Below are 22753 nucleotides of genomic sequence, written 5' to 3'. Positions count from 1 at the left end.
ACGATAACTATGAAAAAAACAGATGTTGCTGTTATTGGCCTGTCCTGTGTCTTTCCCGGGGCACAGGACGCCAACACTTTTTGGCAGAATATTGTCAATAAAGTAGATTCTACCCAGTCAGTTCCGGCTGACAGGATTGATCCTGTGCACTTCAGTGATGCTGTCAATCCTGTTGACAGATTTTACTGTAAACGCGGTGGATTTATTTCAGATTATGAGTTCGATCCAACGGCTTTTGGCATTCTACCACTTGCTGTAGAAGGTACGGAACCTGATCATTTATTAACCCTTGATCTGGTACAGAAAGCGCTGGAAGATGCCGGTGTATTTCAAAAGGGAACCTCTCTTGAAAAGACCGGAATCATCATCGGTAAAGGAAACTATACCGGTCCGGGAGCAACACGGGCCATTGAAATTGTGCGCACCGGAGAACAGATCTCTTCAATCCTTCAGGAATTGCTTCCTCAGGTATCTTTAGCAGATATCGAAAAAGTGAAGCATGCCTTTCAGGAACGTAAAGGACGTTTTGCGGCGGATACAGCCATGGGGTTGATTCCCAATCTGGTGGCTTCACTGGTCGCCAACAGATTCAACTTAGGAGGTGCTGCCTTTACAGTAGATGCCGCCTGTGCCAGTGCTCTTATTGCAGTAGATCATGCAGTTCAGGAGTTGAACCGTGGGCGCTGTGATATGGTGATTGCGGGCGGTGTGCATACCGGGCAAAACGCTGCTTTCTGGAGTATTTTTGCTCAGTTGGGAGCTCTGTCACATCAGCAGCAGATCAAACCCTTCAGTGTGGATGCCGATGGATTGCTGATCGGTGAAGGCTGTGGTTTTGTGGTGTTAAAACGACTGGAAGATGCAGTCCGTGATCAGGATAAAATTTACGCGGTCATCAAAGGCGTTGGAGTAAGCAGCGATGGTAACGGAACCAGCGTGATGAGTCCTTCTGTTAAAGGCCAGCTTAAAGCCTTACAGCAGGCATGGATCAATGCTGATCTCGATGAAAAACAGATCGGTTATCTTGAAGCACACGGAACAGGAACACCGCTTGGAGACAAAACAGAACTTCAGACCTTAGCCCAGTTTTTTACGAAAGAAGAAACAACCCGGGCGGCAGGAATAGGATCCGTAAAATCCAATATCGGACATGCTATGCCGGCTGCCGGAATCGCAGGCTTGATCAAAACCTGTCTGGCGCTTCATCATGATACTTTACCGCCTACATTATATTGCGAAAATCCAGTTGCTGATATGGAACAGACCCGTTTCGCTCCGGTTCAGGAACCGAAAAGCTGGTCAAAGACAGGCTTGCCAAAAGTGGCGGCAGTCAATGCCTTTGGATTTGGAGGAATCAATGCACACGTCGTTTTGGAAGGCTATGATATGCCGAAAAAAGACGGTGTTTTGGTATTGGCAAGACCCACCCATGAAGAACTGCTTTACGCTTTACGAAATAATGAAACGACAGCAGGTGAGGGAAATTACCGGATTGCCTTATTCGATCCTACTCCTGAAAGAATAGAAAAAGCAATTAAAATTGCAGCTAAGGATAATCCGTGGCGCAATAAACAGGATATCTGGTATACCAACACTCCTTTACTGAAAGACGGTGGAAAAATTGCCTTCGTATTTCCGGGCTTAGACGGCCTGGCAAAAGGGGAAGTGGACAGTGTGAGCCGTTATTTTGGATTAACCGAACCTATCGAAACAGAAGGGGAAGGTTTATTAAGCGATGCATTAGGAATTTTCAACAAATGCAGCATCCTTGATAACGCCCTGAAAAAGCTGGGAATTGTTCCGGATATGAATGCCGGACACAGCCTTGGAGAATGGCTTGCGGGCTACTCTTCCGAATTGGCAGAAGTGAATTCCGTAAAAGCTTTGATCGATGTTCTTAATCCGGAAACCTTTGAATTAAAAGATTCCAGATTCATTGCGATCGGAGCGGGAATTGATACTGTTAAACCTTTGATCGACACCATTTCCAATTTATATATATCCAATGACAACTGCCCGAATCAGGTCATCCTGTGCGGGAGTAATGCAGCCCTGGATGAATTGGTTCCTCTGCTGAAATCAAAACAGATTTTTCATCAGATCCTGCCGTTCCAGTCTGGTTTTCACTCTCCTTTTATCGCTGATAAACTGGATGTGATCTTAGCGGGAATGGAAAAAGCAGAGTTTCAGCAGACGAAGATTCCTTTATGGTCGGCAACGACTTTGGAACCGTATCCTGCCGATCAGGATGCCATCAGAAAACTGAGTGCTGAGCATCTTGTTCAGCCGGTTCGTTTTCGTGAACTGACGGATAAACTGTATGAAGAAGGCGCAAGATTCTTTATTCAGATAGGTACCGGAGGATTGATTGGTTTTATTGATGATACCTTAAAAGGGAAAGCATTCAGTACCATCGCTTCAAGTGTTGCGACACGATCTGCACTGGCTCAGCTGCAGCGTGTTGTAGCGGCATTGTTTGTAGAAGGTAAAACGACCTCGCTCGATTTTCTGGAGATTCAGAATCCATCAAAAAAATCATCCGGAAAAGGAATCAAATTACAGTTAGGTTCACCGATCATTCGTGATTTTAAAGAAATTCAAAACCTGGCTCAGTCTTTCGAAGTATCAAAACAAAATACCGTTTCGGCAACTGTGGCGAAGACGGGACATCCTCTTGTACAGGCTTTCCGGGAGAATATTACCGATATGATCCGGATGCAGGAAGAAGTACTGACCCTGTTTCAGAACCGCCCTGAAATTACAGTTCCAGGAGCACAGATGCCTAAAGCACCCATCAGTAAGAATTTCTCAAAATTGCTTCATGTTAATTTAGACACTCATCCTTACCTCATCGATCACAGCTTATTAAGGCAGCCGAAAGGATGGCATGAAGTAGCCGATATGGAACCGGTAATTCCGATGACCATGATTTTTGAGCAGCTCGCAGAAATAGCACAGGCCGAAATACAGGGTACACGCGTTCATAAAATAATGAATGTAAGTGTGTTTCAGTGGATGAATGTCGCTCAGCCTTTTGAGAAAACAGTCAAAGGAGAATGGCGTTCACCAAATCACGCTTATTTAGATATTGAAAATTTTGCCAATGCAGAAATTCTGCTGACCTCATCCGTTCCTCCGGTACCTTCTTTTGATCTGTCTGTTGGTGACCTTCTGCCGATCGAAAGAACACCTGAAGAGATCTACGATAAACATATGTTCCATGGAGAACTTTATCAGGGGATTACAGAGGTTTCAAAAGTGGGAACAAAAGGAATTGTAGGAACAATAAAAGGAAACGGAGGAAAAGGATCTTTACTGGATAATGCCGGACAGTTATTTGGATTATGGCTTCAGCTTACCTTAACGAAAGACCGAATTGCTTTCCCGGTGAAAATAAGAGATATAGAATTCTTTGGAGATATGGAGGATCAGGATGGACTTTTTGAATGTACCTGCATCCTTACTGAACTCAATGAAGAATTCGCCATCGCAGATATTATCCTTAAAAGAAACGGAAAAGTATGGTGCGCGATTACGGGCTGGCAAAACCGCCGTCTGGAAATTGATGAACCTTTATGGAACGTTTCCATGTCGCCTTTGCATAACCGTCTTTCGGAGGAAATTGCCCCTGAGGTATTTTTCTTTCATCAGGCCTATACAAGAGTGGCTTCGTGGGATTTTATTCTCAAAAGATATTTTAACCAGACTGAAAAAAAATACCACCAGCAGTTGTTTCCCAATAAGCGGAAAGAATGGATGGTAAGCCGTGTAGCCGTTAAAGATGCCGTCCGGAATCTTCTCCGCGAACAGAAAAATCATCCGTGTTTTCCCATCACCTTTGAAATAGCGAAGGATGAAGCCGGAAAACCTTATCTGATCAGCGATATTACGAAAGATATTCACATCTCACTGGCGCACAAAGGAAAAGATGCGGTAGGTATTGCCCGTCTCGGAAGTCCTGTCGGCATTGACATGGAAACCATGGAAGAACGCAGCTCCGGATTTTATGATCTGGTCTTTACGGATCACGAATTAACCTTACTAAAAGGCAGAGATCAGGAAGAATGGAGCACGAGGTTCTGGACAGCCAAAGAAGCGTACGGAAAGTTTCTCGGCACCGGACTGAAAGGAAATCCAAAAGCCTTTGAAGTCACCCATATTGAGGGAGATCATTTGTGGATCAACCAAACTGAAATCAAAACTATTAAACATAAAAATTATATTATCGGATGGACACTATAAACAACACATTAAAATTGAATCACGAGCAACTGTTTACTCTTTTAAAAGGTTTTATCACTGAGGTGATAGGTGCTGAATTTGTAGAGGAAATGGACATCACTCCCGACAGCTCATTCACTAAAGACCTGGAAATGGACAGCATCGAAATTGTTTCTTTTTCTGAGAAAATCAAGGCACATTTCGGGGATCAGATCGACTTCACAGGATGGCTGTCTTCTATGGACTTAGACGAACTGATCAACCTTGACCTCCGTATGATCATCAATTATATCTACGAATGCCAATAATCACGGTTAACCATAAACAGGTTCACATTCAGGAACTCAATAAAGGGGCTGAACAGACGGTGGTACTCATCCACGGGATGTTCAGCAACCTGTCCATTTATTATTTTAATATTGCACCGATCCTGGCGAAGTATTTTCATGTCTTCATGTATGACCTGAAAAGCCACGGCATGAGCGAGCGTTTTACCGATGGTTATGACCTGGAAAGCATGTCTTCCGATCTGCTGGCTCTGCTGGATGTTTTAGATCTTAAAAAAGTACATCTGGCGGGATACAGCTTCGGAGGTCTTATAGCTTTAAAAACTGCACTGAAGGCTCCCAACCGGGTCAGTCAGCTGGTGGTGATCGAAGCACCGGATCCTCAGGATGAAAAGGCACGCAATATCATTGATGAATACAGCAAAGAATTTCTCGAACATTATGTCGCCAATTTTACGGATACCACCAAAGTACAGATGGGCAAAAGGCAGATGGAGAAAAATCACCGCATGTATGAGTTCCTGTTTGAAAAGACCAGCATTAAGGCAGATATGATCCGGGAAAAACATTTTCTGAGTGACGTCAGTTTTTCAGGTATGGAGATCCCTACACTGCTGCTTTACGGATCTGAATCCAACTGTAAACCTACAGGCGAATGGCTGGAAACGAAGATCGGAGGAGCTGAACTGGAACTGATTCCCGGTGATCACAATGTCCCGATACAGGAACCTGTTCAGATTGCCGAAACGATTGTTCATTTTTTATCTCAATCATTATCTAACCCATTAACACAACATCATGGCTAAATTTGTATTTGTTGTTCCGCCATTGACGGGCCATGTCAATCCCACATTAAGCATCGGTGCAGAATTACTGCAGAGAGGACATGAAGTGGCCTGGATCAGTCTTGATAAAAATTTAAGTACAAAACTTCCTGTCGGAGGAGAGCTCTTACTCATACAGTACGACCAGACCGACGAAGAAAAAAAAGAAAGCGAGAGCTATCTTGATATTATTTCTAAAAAAGTAGTCTACGGCATCGACAGCATTAAGTTTCTGTACGATGACGTATTGATTCCTTTAAACAGACATTGCTACAATGGTATTGTTACTTTGTTAAAACAGTACCGGCCTGATATGATCATCGGGGATCATCAGCTGTTTGCCGCTGCTATTGCCGCTCAACAGTTAAACCTTCCATACAGCACTTCCGTAACCGCTCCGGCTGCCATCAAAATGATGGATGAACTGCCGAAAGTACACGAATGGGAAGTGAATAAGATCATCGAATTACAGAAAGAACTGGGGGTAACTGAAAACCGTTCACTGGCTTCTTCTGATCTGCTGACGCTTGTTTTAACGTCCAAATATTTCTTTGGTGAAATGGATCTGCCTTCCAATTATCAGTTCACCGGTCCGGTTCTTTCAGAGCGCCGCATCTCGTGTGAATTTGATTGGGACAGACTGAAAAGCAGTACCAACAAAAAGATCCTGGTAAGCATAGGAACCACTTTCGATCATGATCACAAAAAAGCTTTTTTCCAAAAGGTAGTGGATGCGTTTAAGGATGAAGATTTAACGGTGGTACTGGTTTCAGATCCGGAGCTTTTTGAAAGCTGGCCGGAGAATTTTATGGTGTATCAGCAGGTTCCGCAGCTCGATCTTCTTCCTCATCTCGACGGAGTGGTTTGTCATGGCGGCCACAATACGGTATCTGAAGCACTTTCCAACGGTCTTCCGCTGGTGGTGATCCCGATTGCCTACGATCAGTCTCATGTTGCAGGGCGTGTGGTACGTACCGGAGCAGGAGAGCGTCTTAATTTTAACCGATTTAAATCTCATCACTTGAAAGAAGCCGTACAAAATATTTTAAATAATCCAGCGTATAAAGAAGCTGCCGAAACCGTTGGCGCATCTTATGCTGAAGCCGGAGGAACAGCCACTGCGGCTGATTTACTGGAAAAAGCCCTGGTTCCTGTTTCAGAAACTGTAAAATCCAGGTCTAAATTTTTATTTGTAATCCCTCCGTTTTTTGGACATATCAGCCCTACCTTAAGCGTAGGAGCCAGTCTGATCGCTCGTGGACACGAGGTGAAATGGTTTGGAATTACTCCATTGGACAGCAAACATATTCCCGAAGGAGGATCTTATTTTTATCCTGAAGAAGATCTTATTCCGTTTCAGGAGGATATCAGACGTATTCTAAAAAGACAGGATGACGGGCCTGCCTGCTCAGGACCCGAAGTCATGAAACTGGCACTGGAAGAAACGTATGTTCCGTTTGCCAAAATGATGATGCCGGGATTAGAACGTTTGATGGAAAGCTGGAAACCGGATGTTCTGGTGAATGACTGTATTACTTTCGGAGGAGCTCTTTTTGCCCACAAACACCAGATTCCGTGTGTTACGACAACACCTGTACCTCCGGATGTAATGGGAGATACTGCGAATAACGCACCCAAAATATTCGAATGGCAGCAGAACCTGATCAAAGATCTTCAGAAAGAAGTGGGCATTGAGGATGACGGTATTTTCATCCATTCTCATCAGCTGAATCTTGTGTTTACTTCTCAGACGTTTGCTGATTTTGAAACCGTACCGTCTCATATGAGATTTGTAGGTCCTGTAAAAGGACGTCCCAATCCGGCTCCTTTTGACTGGGAAAAACTGGAAGCGTCCACGACACCAAAAATATTTGTATCCTTAGGTACCCTGCTGGTAGATATCCGTAAAGCCTTTTTTGAAAAAGTAATTGCTGCTTTTGCAGATCAGCCTGTGACGGTTATCGCAGCAACGCCACCCGAAATATTTGATGAATGGCCTTCTAATTTTATTGTGAGCGGATTCGTACCCCAGTCAGCGCTGATGCCGCATATGGATATGGTGATCTGCCACGGAGGTTTTAATACCGTTAACGATACATTCACGAACGGATTGCCGATGTTGATTACGCCTATCGCTTATGATCATTTCCATATCGCCAAATTAATCGAAAAGGCAGGTTGTGGAATCAGTATCCGGTACAAGCGTTTACGGGTGGAAGCCCTTCGTGAGACCGTTTTTGAATTGTTGGAGAACCCTGCTTACAGGAATGCAGCCAAAGAAGTTCAGACCAGCTTACTCAGTGCAGGCGGGAATGACCGCGCGGTAGAACTGCTGGAAGAGTTTGTTCTAAAAGAAGATTCAGGATTAGTTTCTGTATAAGCCCGTAAAATCGTCATTATCGGTACATGCCAGCACTGATAATGACGATGTGATTCCATATGACCCTTAAAAAAGATAGATATCTGCGTATGAAAAGAAAACTGTTATTTGGTGAGCGTATGCTTTTGGGAGACGGGACAGAACCGTTTAATGCGGTGATTCCGTTCCGTCTGCGTGGTACTTTTAAAGAAGAAGATATTCAATATGCCCTGAACCAGCTTCAGGGCAAACATCCCTGGCTGAGAGCAGTCATCCATCATGATGAACAAAATATTCCGTGGTTTGAAGTTCCGGAAAGGAATCTGCCAATTCCGATACGGACCGTTTCCAGAAATGGGGAAGACCATTGGCAGAAAGAGTCGGAGAGAGAATGGCAGACTTTATTTCAGTATGGGGAACGGCCGCTGATCCGTTTTGTATGGATCAAAGGGGAAGAGGTTTCAGATATGCTTTTTGCATTCCACCACTGTTTGTGTGATGGCGGTTCTGCGATGGCTTTTTTATATGAATTTTTAAAAATACTCGATAATCCTTCTGCAGAAATCGGGGTAGAACATCCCATCCTTGGAATTCAGGATGTGGTTCCCTCTGAGATTTTAACCAACAGAAAACAAAAGCTTAAAGCCAAACTGATCGGCAGACTGGCAGCAACAGCCATCAAGTGTATTCCGGTCGGCAAAAAAGCGGTTGAACGAAAAAACGACTATCTGATTCACTGGAAATTCGACAAAGCGCTGAGCCAGGAATTGATTTCCTACTGTAAATCTATGGAAGTTACTGTGAACACCTTTTTGAGTGCTGCGGTTCTTCAGGCCTTTAAAAAAATAAGAGGGGAATCAGCTTTCAATAAGGTTTCCTGTCCGGTGGATATCAGACGTTTTGCAAAACAGATCAAAGAAGATCATATTTTTGCTTTCGGTCTGATGATCGTGGTTTCTGCGAACCATAAAATGAGCTTTTCGGAGAATTTAAGGCTGATGCAGGAATCTGTTGAACGGAAGACCTCCAAACTCAATCCCTACATTACGATGATGGTGATGGAATCTGCCCATGATGCCCTGAAAAACTTCACGAAGCTGTTGAAGCATGGCAAATCTTCCAACGACTGTATGTTTTCCAATCTGGGACGCATTCAGATTCCTCATCAATACAAAGAATTTACACTGGATACCATTTTCAGTCCTTCTGTGATTGGACCTTTGGGGAATACCACGACGATGGTGACATCAACATTCAGAGGAGAAATGGATTTCTCTTTTGTAGGAAGCGAAGGATATTTACCGTATGCTGAAGCCTTAGCCATTCGTGATGAGGTGATTCAGACGGTGAAATTACAATTAGACCATATAGCAGTATTATGATCAGGCGAAATTTAATGATGGTGGAACGGATCATGTATGTTGATCCGGAAACCCCTGTCAATTGTGTATTTACAGCAAAAATCAAAGGGAATATCCCTGAGGAAAACTTTAAGGCTGCTTTAGAAAAAATTCAGCAAAAACATCCTTTGCTGAGAACGAGGATTGATAACAGCAGCGAAAAGTATCCGTTTTTTATAGAAGAAAAAGAAATAGGTCCCATTCCGCTCCGTATTGTTGAGCGAAAAACAGACGAGGACTGGCTGCAGGAATCCGAAACTGAATGGTTCCGACTGTTTAATGATGAAAAAAAGCCACTGGCTCAATTGGTTTGGATTAAAGGAAATGATGTATCTGAAATTCTTTGGGTACTGCCTCACTGTATCTGCGACGGAACTTCTCTTGTCACCATGATGAAGGAACTTCTGGGTCTTTTGGATGATCCTTCTTTTGAGATGGATCCTTATTATGTCTTCAATTCAGTCAGTGATTTTCTGCCTGTAGATTTCAATACGAAAAGGCAGAAACGCAAGGCCCGTTTTTATCTGATGATGGGCAGGCTCTTTTTTCTCATGCAGCGTAAAAGTAAGACAAGGAACCTTGGGAAAAATTACGTTGTCCATTGGAAACTAAACCCGGCTGCAACGGCGCACATCACTGAAAGGTCCAAAGTTCACGGTGTTTCTGTACATGCTTTGCTTTGTTCTTCATTTATGCAGGCTTTTCAGGATATTCAGGGGAATCTTGCCAAAGGGAAAGTGATCAGCCCTGTAGACGTTCGCCATTTTATTCCGGAGATCAGGCAGGATCATGTATTTGCTTTCGCACCAACCGTTGAACTCTCATTAAAGAAAGGAAACACAGATATATTGGATAATGCCAGGCAGATCAAAAAAGATCTGGTAGAAAAAATAAAAAAAATGGAAGCCAGAGAGCTTCTGTGGATGGGTGAGCAGATGCATCCGGTCGTTGAACGTATGGTTTCTATGCTGAAATCAAGCAAAGGCGGTCATGATGTAACGCTTTCCAATATGGGAAGAATCAATATCCCAAGCGACTATAAAAATTTTAAAGTGGAAACTATTATCAGCCCGACTGTTGCCTTTCCATGGCTGAATTCGAATACTTTGGTCGCAACAACGTATAACCGGCAAATGGATTTTACGTTTATGTCCAACGAACATTTTCTGCCTAAAGAAGAAGCCGTTAAAATTAAAGATAAAGCCATTGAACTCCTGACCTCGTCGCTATGAAATTTAAACTGAAGCCGCCAGCTCCTAAAAAACTCAAAAAAACAACACTGAAACGCTTTTTAATCAAGCGGACGATTTACTATGTCCTTCCGAATGTATTCTTCAATTTCATTATTGCTTATGCGAGTTTTCAGGAATTGGGATATACCCACTTTTTTTCAGGAACTCAAAATCTGGCCCGGCTGACCCTTCCTATGGCGATCTTTCTACCGGTAGTCCTTACCATTGATATCATCAACAGGGTAATTATTGCTTCCGAACAGGGCGCGATTGAGTTTACTGTAGATGAACAGCTCAATAAAAAGAAATTGATGACCAAACTGAGTATTTTGCACGGACTCACTACCGGATTACTGGTATTGTCGGTCTTGCTTTTTGCCCAGTATGGTTTTTCAAAATATTATAAGCTGGATGCTACGGCAATGGCAGTGCTGGTTGGAGTATTGGCAGGAATTCTTTCTGTTATTTTTGTGTATCTTCCGGTAAGGAGGTTGAGGAGGTGGATGTGGAGAAGGGGAGCGGTATTGGCTGTAGAAGAGGTTGAAGCATAATATAAAAGAATTTTTTCATCACCTTGCCTTGTTTGAAATTCTGCCACCCATCTTCTTTCCTAATTGAGGATAAATTTCTATTAATACAAAATCACTGATTACAAATCTCGCTGCCTTTATTGAGTATCGAGACCTTTCTTTGTACCCTAATGAACAGATTATTCAACTTTACTTAAAAAAAACTATTTTTGCTCCAAAATAATAACCTGATTATGAGAAAACTTCTATTCTTTTTCTTTTTAAGTTTTGTTTCTGTTTCCGGTCAAGTAGTCGACACCAATTATGGCACTAATGGAAGACTATTTGTTGATATTCTACCCATTCAAAACAGTGAATACAACATGAAAACCTTATATACTACTGATCAGAAAACAGTCAATATTGGCTACTACAATACCGGCTCTTATTCCCCCAAAACTTATTTTATTAGCAAATATAATTTTAATGGGACACCTGACGCGACTTTTGGAAACAATGGAATTTTAAGTATTCCTGCCTATCCAAACAATCCAGGAGAAATTACTGTGGTGAGCGCTGTGACGCTGGATGATCATTCTATCATTCTTTCCTGTGCCGCCAATATGAAGGCTTACCTTGTTAAGATTACAGGCAATGGAAGCATTGATACTTCATTCGGAGTTAATGGTTTTAAGCTTGCTGATTTTCTTTTTACACCCACTACATTAGCCTATGGGAATTTAATGAAGGATGAGGCTAATCAAATTTTTATAGTCTACAGTTCAACAGAGGGTAATCCTGCCAAAACGTATACCAAGCTCTGTAAAATTTTGTCCAATGGTACTATCGATACCAGCTTTGGAAATAATGGTTTCAGTTCAATGTTGATAGACCGGGATTATAAATTTCAGACCCTGAAACAAACCAGAATTAAGAATGGTAAAATATACCATTTCGCCACTTCGTTTTATTATGATAACAGCGGGAACTATACGCAGACAGATGTCTGGACCTGTCATTTTTTAAATGGAACTCCCGATGCCAGTTTTGGAGATAACGGCTATGTTTATGCCCCGAAAGATCTTACGATCTATGACTACAATATACAGGAAGACGGTAAAATTCTGATCGCGAAATATATGGATGTGAGTTCGGCATTTAAGTATGTAAAAGGTTCCAGATATTTACGTTCGGGGGCTATAGATACATCATTTGGGAATGCAGGAACAGTGGAATATTCATTTGGACAGTGGAGTGTGCACGTTCCACATAAAATCATAGAAATAGACCATCATGTGTATATTTTTTCTTCTTATTACAAAAGTGATTCACCGGTTGAATATGCTGCAACGATATTAAAATATAACACGAACGGAGTTCGTGATACATCCTTTGGGACGGGTGGTTTGTTTAAAGCCCCTGCCAATATCAGTTCTGTTTCAGATGTTTTTGTCAATGGTGATAAAGGGTTTATTATTTCTGTTCAGAAATATGGAGAACTCTTTAATATGAAAGTGGATTACAATATGAATTTTTTAAGCACTGAATCTGCCGTTCTTGCTCCTGAAATGAAATTATTTCCAAATCCTGTTACAGATATTCTTTATATGAAGGGGATGAAGAATGATCAATTTATAATTTATAATGCTGCCGGGCAAAAAGTTAAGGCAGGTTTTTATACAGCTGGAAAAGGTATTCAGGTTCAGGATCTAAGCAAGGGAAGTTATTGGCTGAAACTTGAGCGTTCAAAAGCTGTTCAGTTTATAAAAAAATAAAGAATTGATGTAATTTTAGACGGCTAATTGATGCTGTTTAAAGTATTTATAAGTTTAAAATAAAAGCAGGCTTGACCGTATTGGTCAAGCCTGTTTTTATATGAATATATTATATCTCAAAGTAGATTAAATTAATTATATGTAGTCTTCCCTAAAAATAGGAGCATTTGATAATCTGGTTTTTAAAGCTGTTGAAACTAAAATTACATTTGATAAGCATGTTTTCTTTAACAAATTTTTCACCAAAATAAATCTCAAAAAACGATCGTATTTCATTGGTTTGATCAATAAGAAATGAATGCGCCAATAGATTGCGTTATAAGAATCTAATTTTGGCAGGCAAACTTAAAACAACTAAAAACGATCAGATGAAATTTTCCAGTGATTTAGTAATTTATGATTTAGAAGGAAGCTGCAAAACTTTCGGTAAAAATGAAATCAATGAAACCAATATAATAGAAATAGGAGCTGTAAAATTAGACCGGAAAACTTTTGAAATAAAAAGCGAATTCTCCATTTTAATAAAGCCAAAACATTTTCCAATTCTACCTGAAATCACGGAGATTACAAACATTACCAATGAAATGGTTGAAAATGAAAAGTATTTTGATGAAGCTATTCTCCCATTTTTAGATTGGTACGGAGAAAAAAACAAATCAACTTTAGCAGGTTGGGGACTGTACTATGACTTACCGCTTTTGAGGAAAGAATTTACGGAATTTGGATTGGATTATAATACATATTTTGTTGGTGGAGGTTTTGACATCAGAGCACTGGGTGTTTATTGGCTGGCTAAAAAAAATATCTCTACATCTGGAATTTCATTAGAAAGAGTTTTGGAAAAAATGAATGTAAAAGAAGATTTTAAATTTCACAGGGCATTAGATGATGCAAAAGCAACAGCACTCATATTACAGCAAATTCTTAACGAAAAATAATTGTTTGTTACGATCATGGGCCGGGCAATAGTGGGCAGAGAGCGTTTAATTTACGTTTTGTGCTTCGTAAGATATTTGTATTTTAGTTGCACGTTTCGGCTCCGAAATTTCGGCCGTTGGCAAGCCTCAAAAACGTTGGATGACATTTGAAAAATTACGATGAAATTAACTTTAAAAATTTTTAAGTTTGTTGGTAAACTTTTAGCAGGAATTCTAATACTATTATTTTTCTCGGGGTTGTGCTACCGGATATTCAGTCCAAAACCAGTTCCACCGGGTAAATTGGTTGATGTTAATGGCACCAGTCTTCATGTTAGAGCAGAAGGTGAGAAGAAATCTTTACCTACCATTATTATTGAAGCTGGAGCGCACAGTAATACAGATATGTTACATTGGCTGGCAGAAGGTTTGAAAAATAATACGAGAGTCATACGCTACGATAGAGATGGAAAATGGTTTAGCGAATCCAGTAATAAAGATCATATATCCCCTGAATTTTATGCACATCAACTTCATGAATTATTAGAAAAGATTGGCGAAAAACCACCTTACCTACTGGTAGGTCACTCTATGGGCGGACCTTATAATAGAATATTCAGGGATCTTTATCCAAACGAAGTGGAAGGAATGGTCTTCATAGACTCGAGTCATCCTGAACAATGGAAGCGATTGGCTCAAAAAGAATTGGTTCCTAAAGAGCAAACAAAAATTTTAAAAATAGGATCTATACTTGCAGATTTAGGTATTTTGGGTATTTATAATAATACATTGGGTAAGGCGGTTTATCAAGGTGATGGTTTACCCATAGAAGTACATAGCCGTTCACGTTCATTAACTTCGAATTCTGGAGACGTTTATCGTATGTTTTTAAGAGAGAATGAATTAAATAATGAAGTGCTGAAGCGAGCTGGTAAAGCAAAGGATTTAGATTCATTACCTGTCCTGGTATTTACTGCTACAGAACAGTATAAAGAATCCCAAAAAAAGAGATACAGAAAAGAGGGAATTGACCCTGAAAAAGAAGTTCAATTGTGGTTTAATATGCAAAAAGAGCTTAAAGAACTCTCTTCTAATGGAAAACAAATTGTAATGGATGCAAGTCACGGTACGATCATTACGAAAAAAGAAAATGCTGATATCATCAGTAAGGAGATTCTTTTACTATCTGAAAAGATTGAAAGGGAAAATTATAAATAAACAGTATACAATATCACTTGGTTAAAACAGGCAGTTTAGTGCTAAATTAAGTTCAGTTTTCAGCAGAACTTTTGTGCAAAACTAAAGACTGATCTTTCGGTTCCCTTGAAATCTCTAATCGGGAAAATGATGGTGGTGATTTGAGAAAAACAACATCAACCTGCAGCTGTGCATTAGATAAGAAAACAGTTTTTCAGAATATTTTAAAAGGTCTATAGATCATGAAGTATCGTTATTAAAAGGATTGGAATTCGTGTAAAAGAAAGAAAAACAGATTTAAAAAAATGGATGAAATATTAAATACATTGCAAAGCAACCGTTTGGCAATATGCTAATGCAACCAATCTTGAAAAGCTACTATAAAATTATATAATGATGGCTTAGTGTAACAGAAATATCAATTAAATTATTCATATGGGTCAAAATATATCACTTATTGTAACTAAAAGTGTTGACACGAAAGTTCCGAAAGAAATTCCTCACTTAATAAAAAACGGTTTATTAATCATTGCGTTAAAAAATAATGAGTTTAGTTATTTTGTTTTAAACGTTTTAAGATCTTACTTAACTAATCTCCAAGACTACATTGAATTTGATTTTGTACAGCTAGTTAATGAACTTAAATTATCAACTTTTCTTGGATTACATGAAAGTGAGTGGGGTATGCCAATAGATGAAGTTTATTTTGCAGTTATTGATGGCGAGGTAATAATTGAATCAATTGAAAGTTTGAAAATCGACGAAAGTGATGATCAATTTATTTTAATTCCTAATAAAAAAACGAATCCTAAAGAATTGCTTGGAATAGATTTATCAAATATGGATTATTATCATAGTTATTCTGATTTTAAAGAAAAATACATTGCTGAAATGGAAACGGAATAGATTAAATAAGATGGAGAGCTGCAAGTTAATCATTGAAAAATCATACCTGCAGATAAGAAAATAATGTTGCAGAATATTTAAAAAAATCAATACATGATGAAGCATTATTATTTAAAGTTTACATTAATAATAGGTTGTCTAATACTATGGGACTGCGATAAAACAACAGAAACCGTCAAACATTTTGATGATTATGAATTTAATACATCAATTGCCGGAAATGGAAGTTTTAATATTGGACATCGTTTTACGATAAACAAAGAAGATTACATTGAAGATCAATACGATTTTGTTTACTATACTAAAGATTTAGAAGAAAGGAAGTTTCTTATTCCAGGGAGTTTACAAAATGATCATTTTCCTGTATACTGGAGGGAAGTACATCTGCCTTTCAAAATTATAAAAAAAGTAAAGGGAGATACATTAATTCTTATAAAAAATAACAAAAAAATTATTTTCAAAAGAATTAAAGATTAGTGCTTCGATGGTCCTCATAAATTAAAGTCTCAAGCCATTAGTAATAAATACAACTGAATCTCACGAAACATTACTGTAGCAAAATTCATAAAGAGGCACGTGTATCGACGTTTCGAAATGAGGGAGTTCGTGTTCGAAAGAAATGGAAATTTAATTTTTCAAATCAATTGTTATCATAAAAGTACTGCCCTTAGCATCACTATAAAACGTTGGCAGCAATGGCAAAAACAAACTTAATAAACTTCATCAATGGGTTCCTGGAATACCTTACATCATTTTGACGACAAAAAGTTCTATTCGACAATTGTTCCTGACCTTCAAAGCGAAGGGCATTTGCTGAGAAATTATTTTAATTCAGAATTTGGTAAATATATAGTCTGTGATAATGATCAAAATGAAGGGCGAATTACTGATATTATTAAATTTAGCCAATTTTTAGATGATGAATTTAAGATACACGAAACTTTACTCAGTATTCAAACAAGAAACAAAAGTGTAAACGAAGAGTACAATCATTTCATTAAAAAAAAGTATAAAGATGAAGATGACTTTTATAGAAAAAATGGACAGATCATCGAAGATATTAACCTCATTTTGACTTTAATCATTTTCTCTGAATGCGCATCTTTTAATCCTCATTTGATTTTGGGACGAAGTATATTTACAGGATGTGTGAGTGCGAAACCGGGATCTGTTGCCGAAGAAATTATTTCTGACCTTACCAATAATGAATTGGGTAGTATATTGTATTCTTCTCACTCCAATTGTAATGGATTTATAAATTGGGTAACAAATGAAGATTTACAACTTTTATGGCTTGATAAAGAAAATCTAAATTCTGCAGGGAAAGACGCAGATAAATATTTTTCTGATTTCTATAAATTCATTGAAATTGCCATTGAAAATGATTTAGGCGTAATTTCCGGGACGAATATGAATGAGGGAATTTTGAAATTGATACCATCGCCTTTGTCAGTTGAAATAGACATAAAAGAACTTGGATTGGAAAATGTGATAAATTATGAATGACAGTCTTTGCAGTCAAAGAATGGTGAAGATAAAGTGTAAAATTCAACACTTTTTCAGTTAAAAAGTGAACGAAAGTGTTCGATTTCCCTACTATCGCAAAGCCCAAAACCATTAATAATAAATACAACTGAATCTCAAAAAACGATGGAATAGGTGTAAAGCCCAAAAATGTTAACGAAACGCATATATTATATAACCAACTAAGAACTGATGACAGAGAAATTTTCTACCATAAACAGTACCCTTTCACCCATGAACTCGGCAAACTTATTCAGCGAAAATATGGTCTAACCGACAAAACGGAATGCAGCATATTCCGACTTGCTATGAATCATTTATATAAGGTTCATGATGACGGGGTAAACTTCCCTGTTTTGAACAGGGAAGTTTACCAAAAGGGAAAGTCTTCACTGTCCCTGAAAACCGTATTTGTAACTTGACAATTGGCTGTAAGTACCGTTCCAGCATTCATTCCCTAGCCTAAGAAGATAGCAATTGGCATTTGATTTTATAATTTAGGGCATTGAAAAACCAATACCCTAATTTATCATTAACACTATTATTTGCTTCTTAATATTTGTTGTTAAATTCTTCCATCTTGTGGTTATAATGTCTACTATTTGTAAAAGCAACATATTTTATTTCTGAACATATACTAACATCTCCATCAAGTACCTTTGTATATAAGAAAGTAAAGTGCTTAACTTTTTTTAGTGGCTTTAGCCATGATAAAGAATCCATATCACCACATCTAGTCAAAATAACTTTTTCCAAATTTTTGCAATACTTTAGATCATCATAATTGGTAAGATTACCACATGAACCCAGAATGAAAGTTTGCAAATTATCAGAACTTTTTTTAAGCCCATCTAAAGAAGTCAATTTACTACAATAATGCCCTTCAAAGCTTTTTAAGTTTGGGAGTTTCAACCCATCAAAATTTTGAATATTAGATTCTGTAATATGTATTTTTTTCAGAGAATTGGGCAAACTTATAAAGGAAAAAGATTTGCTTTTTGGTTTAAATTTCCAAATATATAGAGTTTTCAATTTCAAATTAGAAGTTAAATCTAATACTTCATTATACCAATCTAATGAAAGGTATTCTAATTTCTTAAACCGGGAATAATCAATTATAGGCTTTGGCTTTGGAGTAAAAATAATTACTGTTACTTGTTTCAGATTTACGAGTTCATATAATCCAGAATAATCCAAATCAAACTTACTCAAATATATTTCGTCAATAAATGTTAATTCACTAAAAAACATTAGACCTTGAAGGTTTGATTCTGAGTTTATAGAAACAGATGTTATTTTATTTGCTTTTATATATTCTATTTCATCTTTCAATTTATTTCCTCCTCTTATTGCTATAGTTTTTCCATCCTTTGAAAAATTAAATCCGTCTATTATCATATTAATTATTGTTATTTAGTTTTTTTTGCTCATCTTGTTGCCTATATTTTTTGCCGGGCGAATCACGTTTATTGTAATTGTTTTCATTTTCATGACCTCGTTTTCTTTTTTCTTTATCTTCATCCTGATCTAATCTTTCAGATTCCTGTTTAAATGCTTCTCTATCATTTTCAGCAGGTGTCCAATCGGTACTTTCTAAAGGATCGTCATGTTCTTTTGCTTTGTCTTTTCCAGATTTGGCCGCTCTTTCTTTATCTCCTTTACCATGATATTTTTTACCACTTTTATGATGATTGGTATAAGAACCTGTCTGTTTTTCAGTTTCTCCACTTTTAGCTTTGCCTCCCTCTGCTTTACTTTCCCCCTCACTATTCAGAATACGGTTTGCTAAACCTATTCCTGTACCTCCAAGAGCAGTAATAATTTTAGCATTATTCCCTAGAATCCTAAGAATACCATTGTAATTATTAATGGCATTGCTTTTCGCTGTTTCATAAATAGAAGATCCTGCTCCCGCTTTTCCAGAATACATAGGAGGAGGTGTCATAGCTCCAACTCCATATGCAGGTAGTAGTACAGGCTCTAAACCTTCCAGTTCTCTTGCATCAACAACTCTATTTCCACTAAAGGCATATGGAGACCATGTATTATAACTTTCTGCTAAAGGATCTATATTGAAAAACCTTCCCAGCTCCGGGATGCTGTTTCGCCATTTAAAAGAACTCCATCCCGTTTCAGCCTGCCTTTCCTGTCCCTGGAAACCGTATTTGTAACTCTGGAGCTGGCTTCCATTAAAGCCAATATACTCCATCCCAAAAGGGTAGTAATTCGTTTCCCGATCTATAATAGCCTCATTATTGCTTCCGCGGTAATACGCCAGCCTGATGTTGCCTACATGATCTTCATAGTTTATTTAAAAATTAGAGTATTGATTATCAATACTCTAGTTTTATTAGTAACCTGTTGAAATATTGGTTGAATGATTCTAATGTTTATCTGATAGCAGCAAATCTTGATCAAACCATATGTCTTCATACCCATTATTATCAATCAAAAATCTATTTCCTATAGGAAGACCCAAGTATTTGATAACAAATGACGCATTGTGTAGTAAATGATAAACATGTGAAGGTTCAAAAAAATCAAAATTTTCCTGATCAAAATCGTCACCAGACCATATATACCAACCACATAGACTTTCAGTTTTTGGATGTCTTAATCCATTTATTTGGATTTTTGAATTAAAATTTTTACCCAAAGCGATTAGTGAATTTAGCTCTACTAAATCTTTTTTTTTTTTTTGCGAATATTTTTCACAAATTTCCTCTTTCTGTTTGATATAATTATTGTCGTCCATTTCTTTTTCGGTCATTTACCATCTTTAGAATCCATTTAGTTTCGAATTATTCATTTTGTTCTAATTCGTCTTTTAAATCTGCATATAAATCAGCAGGAGAAATTATAGTTCCTTTTGCGTTGGGTGTAAGAAAAACATTGATCAATGTTTTGTCATTTGTCATACCTGGAACCCATTTTTCTATAAAATTATCTAATTCTATGGGTTCTGCTTTATGCTCTTTCCATTGGTCAACAGCACAGAGTTCAGCAAATTCTTTTTCCGGCCACAATGGGAGAATTTGGTTCCCAATATCATCACCAAGCAAAGCCCAACCATTATCACTCAGGCCCCAAATTTGTTCAAAATCGGCAACTTTTCTAACGAAATAATCATATCTTTCGTTTTCTGACATTTTTAAAATGTTCTCAATCTTCCAGTTCGTTCCTTCCATTTATTATTAAATAGATTTAGAAAGTTTTGACACATGTGGAATATCCCTATTTCTCTGTACCATCGAAATTATACATTTGTAGAGTCCATTCTATCATAACTTCATTTACCCATTCAGCAAAATTATCATTGGAGACTTCTACATCTTCTAAATTATCATATTCAAAATCCCACTGCCAAAACATAACAGGACATACATTGGCCTCTAGTTTTGATAAATCCAAACAATAATGATTTCCGCGCCCATCAGGAGAAAAAGGAAGAAAGTTTTTAGGCATTGGATTTTCTACCTCAGAATGTTCGAATACATAGATTTTATCCAGAGAACCCTCTTTTAACTCAGCTGATAAACCATAAATTTGTGTACCTGCAAGTGTAATTCCATTATGTTTTTTCATAATGTATTTAAAGTCCTCTGGAAGTTTATATCCTATTTCTTCCTCTAAACTTTCTAAACGAGAATCTATAATATTTTCCCCTAAGTATAAAATTTCAGGAGAAAATTTATATAGTTCTTCAAGTGTTTGGTTACATTTTTCTATTATTTCCATATTATTCTTTTTTTCCGTTAGGATATTCTTTTTTCCAATATTTTTGTCGGGCATTATTAAATTCCACACGCTCTTTTTTTGTAAGAGGTTTTTGGCCTTTAGGATGATTTTTACTGTAATTTCCTTTTCCTCTATGGTCTACTGGATGCATTTCTTTAAAAGGACCTTCGGCTTTTTGGCCTTCATGATGAATTTCAACTGGCTTACCATCTTTTTTGAAGGTTGGGGCATTCCCAGGTTTTGTTGGTGGATCTAATGAGTCTCTAGGAATTTTATTTTCATCAGAAATGGTTATCTCTACTCCATTAGCATCCTTATTTTCTACAGCCTCACTTTCCACCTTACCCTCTGCTTCGCTTTTAAGAACCCGGTTTGCAATTGTAATTCCCGTGCCAGAAAGAGTTGTGAGAATTTTAATATTATTCCCCAAAAGGTTTATTATACCATTATAATTATTAATGGCATTGCTTTTCGCTGTTTCATAAATAGAAGATCCTGCTCCCGCTTTTCCAGAATACATAGGAGGAGGTGTCATAGCTCCAACTCCATATGCAGGTAGTAGTACAGGCTCTAAACCTTCCAGTTCTCTTGCATCAACAACTCTATTTCCACTAAAGGCATATGGAGACCATGTATTATAACTTTCTGCTAAAGGATCTATATTGAAAAACCTTCCCAGCTCCGGGATGCTGTTTCGCCATTTAAAAGAACTCCATCCCGTTTCAGCCTGCCTTTCCTGTCCCTGGAAACCGTACTTGTAACTCTGGAGCTGGCTTCCGTTAAAGCCAATATACTCCATCCCAAAAGGGTAGTAATTCGTTTCCCGATCTACGATAGCCTCATTATTACTTCCGCGGTAATACGCCAGCCTGATGTTACCTACATGATCCTGGTAATGATAAATATACCTTTTTTTCTGAAAATCGTAATATCCTTCTGCTGTTGGGAAAAACTGAAGCAGGGGAGGCATTCCTGTGTGCTCCTGTTCATACTGAAACCCATCCAGATAGTCCGTGTGTTGAGTCAGGGTCATTCCCGTTTGCGGAACAAAGTAGGTAAATGATTTTTTCAGCTTGGTTCCATCTGCGCGGTACAGGAACTGCAATTTATCTTTACCGCCAAACAGCACCGTTTGCGGAAGATTCAGATAATTATACCCGATCTTCTTAATCCCCTTATCGATATGATTGGTCATATTCCCGTTCAGGTCATAGCTCATCATATTTCCCCATCCTGAATAACCGGAACTGTTACCGCTGTTATCGATGACCAGCTTCAGCCTGTTGCCCTCATACAGTTTATATTTCAGATCATCAATCAGGATCGGGATATTGTTCAGCGCCTGAAACCTTTTCAGTGTCTGGATATTGCCATTCAGATCGTAGGTCAGCAACTCGCTGTATCCGTCATTTACCGGTAGGGTTGCAGTGGGTTCGCGGTAAGAAGCCTCTTTCAGTCTGTTCAATGCGTCATACTTATACGCGTATCTTCTGAGGAAATTTCCGGTGGAAGTTCTCCAGTCAAATTCAGAAATATTGCCGTTGTATTTGGCGGGCGCATCCACAGCATGGTCAGGGTTTTCATATTTCAGCGCATAGCCAAAAAGCTTATCGCCCAGATCCGCAGGATTATTCACTTTCGTGAGCCATCCTCTGATATTGTACTGATAGTCTACAGACTGCAGGGGAGTTCCTGAAGTATTTCCCGTCTTCTTATTCACCAGCTGTCCGATCTCATTATAGGTATTGTCAGCAAGGAGTTCCTGAGGAAGCTGGTCTACCTTATGGTAATGTTTCAGAAGCCTGTTCTGGTGGTCGTAGGTAAAGTTTTCGGTAATTACTTTTTCAGGATCAGAAGCCAGTCT

Annotated in this window: 19 protein-coding genes; 13 read left to right on the top strand and 6 right to left on the bottom strand. The window is 38.4% G+C overall.

Annotated features, from left to right (window positions below; translation table 11 throughout):
- The first annotated feature begins 9 nt into the window (after positions 1 to 9).
- From IW16_RS22110 to IW16_RS22050, 13 genes are all read left to right on the top strand, one after another.
- A complete protein-coding gene (locus IW16_RS22110; protein WP_034749844.1) occupies positions 10 to 4242 on the top strand; it encodes a type I polyketide synthase in 4233 nt (1410 codons plus the stop codon).
- Positions 4230 to 4529: an acyl carrier protein gene (locus tag IW16_RS22105; RefSeq protein WP_034749841.1), complete on the top strand. Its 300-nt coding sequence runs from the start codon at positions 4230 to 4232 to the stop codon at positions 4527 to 4529. The genes IW16_RS22110 and IW16_RS22105 overlap by 13 nt, the downstream gene beginning before the upstream one ends.
- The gene (locus IW16_RS22100) at positions 4520 to 5314 is read left to right on the top strand and encodes an alpha/beta fold hydrolase (RefSeq protein ID WP_034749840.1); all 795 of its coding nucleotides are present in this window, start codon (positions 4520 to 4522) and stop codon (positions 5312 to 5314) included. Before IW16_RS22105 ends, IW16_RS22100 begins: the two co-directional genes overlap by 10 nt.
- A complete protein-coding gene (locus IW16_RS22095; RefSeq protein ID WP_034749839.1) occupies positions 5307 to 7712 on the top strand; it encodes a glycosyltransferase in 2406 nt (801 codons plus the stop codon). Before IW16_RS22100 ends, IW16_RS22095 begins: the two co-directional genes overlap by 8 nt.
- Before the next feature lie 89 nt (positions 7713 to 7801).
- The gene (locus tag IW16_RS22090; RefSeq protein WP_034749831.1) at positions 7802 to 9073 is read left to right on the top strand and encodes a condensation domain-containing protein; all 1272 of its coding nucleotides are present in this window, start codon (positions 7802 to 7804) and stop codon (positions 9071 to 9073) included.
- Positions 9070 to 10323, top strand: a complete 1254-nt coding sequence (locus IW16_RS22085; RefSeq protein ID WP_034749829.1) for a condensation domain-containing protein — start codon at positions 9070 to 9072, stop codon at positions 10321 to 10323. The genes IW16_RS22090 and IW16_RS22085 overlap by 4 nt, the downstream gene beginning before the upstream one ends.
- Positions 10320 to 10874, top strand: coding sequence for a hypothetical protein (locus IW16_RS22080; protein WP_034749827.1), 555 nt, complete (start codon positions 10320 to 10322; stop codon positions 10872 to 10874). The genes IW16_RS22085 and IW16_RS22080 overlap by 4 nt, the downstream gene beginning before the upstream one ends.
- Positions 10875 to 11086: 212 nt before the next feature.
- Complete coding sequence (locus IW16_RS22075; RefSeq protein WP_034749823.1) at positions 11087 to 12607, top strand: T9SS type A sorting domain-containing protein; 1521 nt, start codon at positions 11087 to 11089, stop codon at positions 12605 to 12607.
- Between the two features lie 368 nt (positions 12608 to 12975).
- Entirely contained in the window at positions 12976 to 13545 is a 570-nt protein-coding gene (locus IW16_RS25905) for a 3'-5' exonuclease (RefSeq protein WP_131327956.1), read from the top strand.
- Positions 13546 to 13704: 159 nt separating this feature from the next.
- Positions 13705 to 14742 carry an alpha/beta fold hydrolase gene (locus tag IW16_RS25900; RefSeq protein ID WP_051890588.1) on the top strand — a complete coding sequence of 346 codons (1038 nt, stop codon included), beginning with the start codon at positions 13705 to 13707 and terminating at the stop codon, positions 14740 to 14742.
- A 414-nt stretch (positions 14743 to 15156) separates the two neighbouring features.
- Positions 15157 to 15627 carry a hypothetical protein gene (locus IW16_RS22060; RefSeq protein WP_034749820.1) on the top strand — a complete coding sequence of 157 codons (471 nt, stop codon included), beginning with the start codon at positions 15157 to 15159 and terminating at the stop codon, positions 15625 to 15627.
- Positions 15628 to 15720: 93 nt separating this feature from the next.
- Positions 15721 to 16104: a hypothetical protein gene (locus IW16_RS22055; RefSeq protein WP_034749817.1), complete on the top strand. Its 384-nt coding sequence runs from the start codon at positions 15721 to 15723 to the stop codon at positions 16102 to 16104.
- 249 nt (positions 16105 to 16353) lie between these two features.
- The gene (locus tag IW16_RS22050) at positions 16354 to 17133 is read left to right on the top strand and encodes a hypothetical protein (RefSeq protein WP_034749815.1); all 780 of its coding nucleotides are present in this window, start codon (positions 16354 to 16356) and stop codon (positions 17131 to 17133) included.
- 570 nt (positions 17134 to 17703) lie between these two features.
- Here IW16_RS22050 and IW16_RS22045 read toward each other — a convergent pair.
- The 6 genes from IW16_RS22045 to IW16_RS22015 all read right to left on the bottom strand — a co-directional run.
- Complete coding sequence (locus IW16_RS22045) at positions 17704 to 18549, bottom strand: hypothetical protein (protein WP_034749813.1); 846 nt, start codon at positions 18547 to 18549, stop codon at positions 17704 to 17706.
- Between the two features lies 1 nt (position 18550).
- Positions 18551 to 19393 (bottom strand): RHS repeat domain-containing protein, encoded by an 843-nt coding sequence (locus IW16_RS25895; protein ID WP_262485522.1) that lies wholly within the window; start codon positions 19391 to 19393, stop codon positions 18551 to 18553.
- Between the two features lie 141 nt (positions 19394 to 19534).
- A complete protein-coding gene (locus tag IW16_RS22030) occupies positions 19535 to 19921 on the bottom strand; it encodes an immunity protein Imm33 domain-containing protein (protein WP_228376979.1) in 387 nt (128 codons plus the stop codon).
- 31 nt (positions 19922 to 19952) lie between these two features.
- Positions 19953 to 20300, bottom strand: coding sequence for a DUF2750 domain-containing protein (locus IW16_RS22025; protein WP_165572022.1), 348 nt, complete (start codon positions 20298 to 20300; stop codon positions 19953 to 19955).
- An 85-nt stretch (positions 20301 to 20385) separates the two neighbouring features.
- On the bottom strand, positions 20386 to 20889 hold the full coding sequence (locus IW16_RS22020) for an SMI1/KNR4 family protein (protein ID WP_165572021.1): 504 nt from the start codon (positions 20887 to 20889) through the stop codon (positions 20386 to 20388).
- A gap of 1 nt (position 20890) precedes the next feature.
- Positions 20891 to 22753: HNH/ENDO VII family nuclease (locus tag IW16_RS22015; protein WP_316931942.1), on the bottom strand; the 1863-nt coding region annotated here is incomplete at its 5' end.

The organism is Chryseobacterium vrystaatense, assembly GCF_000737765.1.
Taxonomy (GTDB): domain Bacteria; phylum Bacteroidota; class Bacteroidia; order Flavobacteriales; family Weeksellaceae; genus Chryseobacterium; species Chryseobacterium vrystaatense.
This window is presented reverse-complemented; position numbering and strand designations above follow the sequence as displayed.

Excerpts from the sequence above, each read along its gene's own strand:
- IW16_RS22060 (WP_034749820.1), top strand. The coding sequence starts at position 15,157 with ATGGGTCAAAATATATCACTTATTGTAACTAAAAGTGTTGACACGAAA.
- IW16_RS25900 (WP_051890588.1), top strand. The coding sequence starts at position 13,705 with ATGAAATTAACTTTAAAAATTTTTAAGTTTGTTGGTAAACTTTTAGCA.
- IW16_RS22055 (WP_034749817.1), top strand. The coding sequence starts at position 15,721 with ATGATGAAGCATTATTATTTAAAGTTTACATTAATAATAGGTTGTCTA.
- IW16_RS22025 (WP_165572022.1), bottom strand. The coding sequence starts at position 20,300 with ATGTCAGAAAACGAAAGATATGATTATTTCGTTAGAAAAGTTGCCGAT.
- IW16_RS22100 (WP_034749840.1), top strand. The coding sequence starts at position 4,520 with ATGCCAATAATCACGGTTAACCATAAACAGGTTCACATTCAGGAACTC.
- IW16_RS22090 (WP_034749831.1), top strand. The coding sequence starts at position 7,802 with ATGAAAAGAAAACTGTTATTTGGTGAGCGTATGCTTTTGGGAGACGGG.
- IW16_RS22050 (WP_034749815.1), top strand. The coding sequence starts at position 16,354 with ATGGGTTCCTGGAATACCTTACATCATTTTGACGACAAAAAGTTCTAT.
- IW16_RS22020 (WP_165572021.1), bottom strand. The coding sequence starts at position 20,889 with ATGGAAATAATAGAAAAATGTAACCAAACACTTGAAGAACTATATAAA.
- IW16_RS22085 (WP_034749829.1), top strand. The coding sequence starts at position 9,070 with ATGATCAGGCGAAATTTAATGATGGTGGAACGGATCATGTATGTTGAT.
- IW16_RS22075 (WP_034749823.1), top strand. The coding sequence starts at position 11,087 with ATGAGAAAACTTCTATTCTTTTTCTTTTTAAGTTTTGTTTCTGTTTCC.
- IW16_RS25905 (WP_131327956.1), top strand. The coding sequence starts at position 12,976 with ATGAAATTTTCCAGTGATTTAGTAATTTATGATTTAGAAGGAAGCTGC.
- IW16_RS22045 (WP_034749813.1), bottom strand. The coding sequence starts at position 18,549 with ATGATAATAGACGGATTTAATTTTTCAAAGGATGGAAAAACTATAGCA.
- IW16_RS22080 (WP_034749827.1), top strand. The coding sequence starts at position 10,320 with ATGAAATTTAAACTGAAGCCGCCAGCTCCTAAAAAACTCAAAAAAACA.
- IW16_RS22030 (WP_228376979.1), bottom strand. The coding sequence starts at position 19,921 with ATGACCGAAAAAGAAATGGACGACAATAATTATATCAAACAGAAAGAG.
- IW16_RS22110 (WP_034749844.1), top strand. The coding sequence starts at position 10 with ATGAAAAAAACAGATGTTGCTGTTATTGGCCTGTCCTGTGTCTTTCCC.
- IW16_RS22105 (WP_034749841.1), top strand. The coding sequence starts at position 4,230 with ATGGACACTATAAACAACACATTAAAATTGAATCACGAGCAACTGTTT.
- IW16_RS22095 (WP_034749839.1), top strand. The coding sequence starts at position 5,307 with ATGGCTAAATTTGTATTTGTTGTTCCGCCATTGACGGGCCATGTCAAT.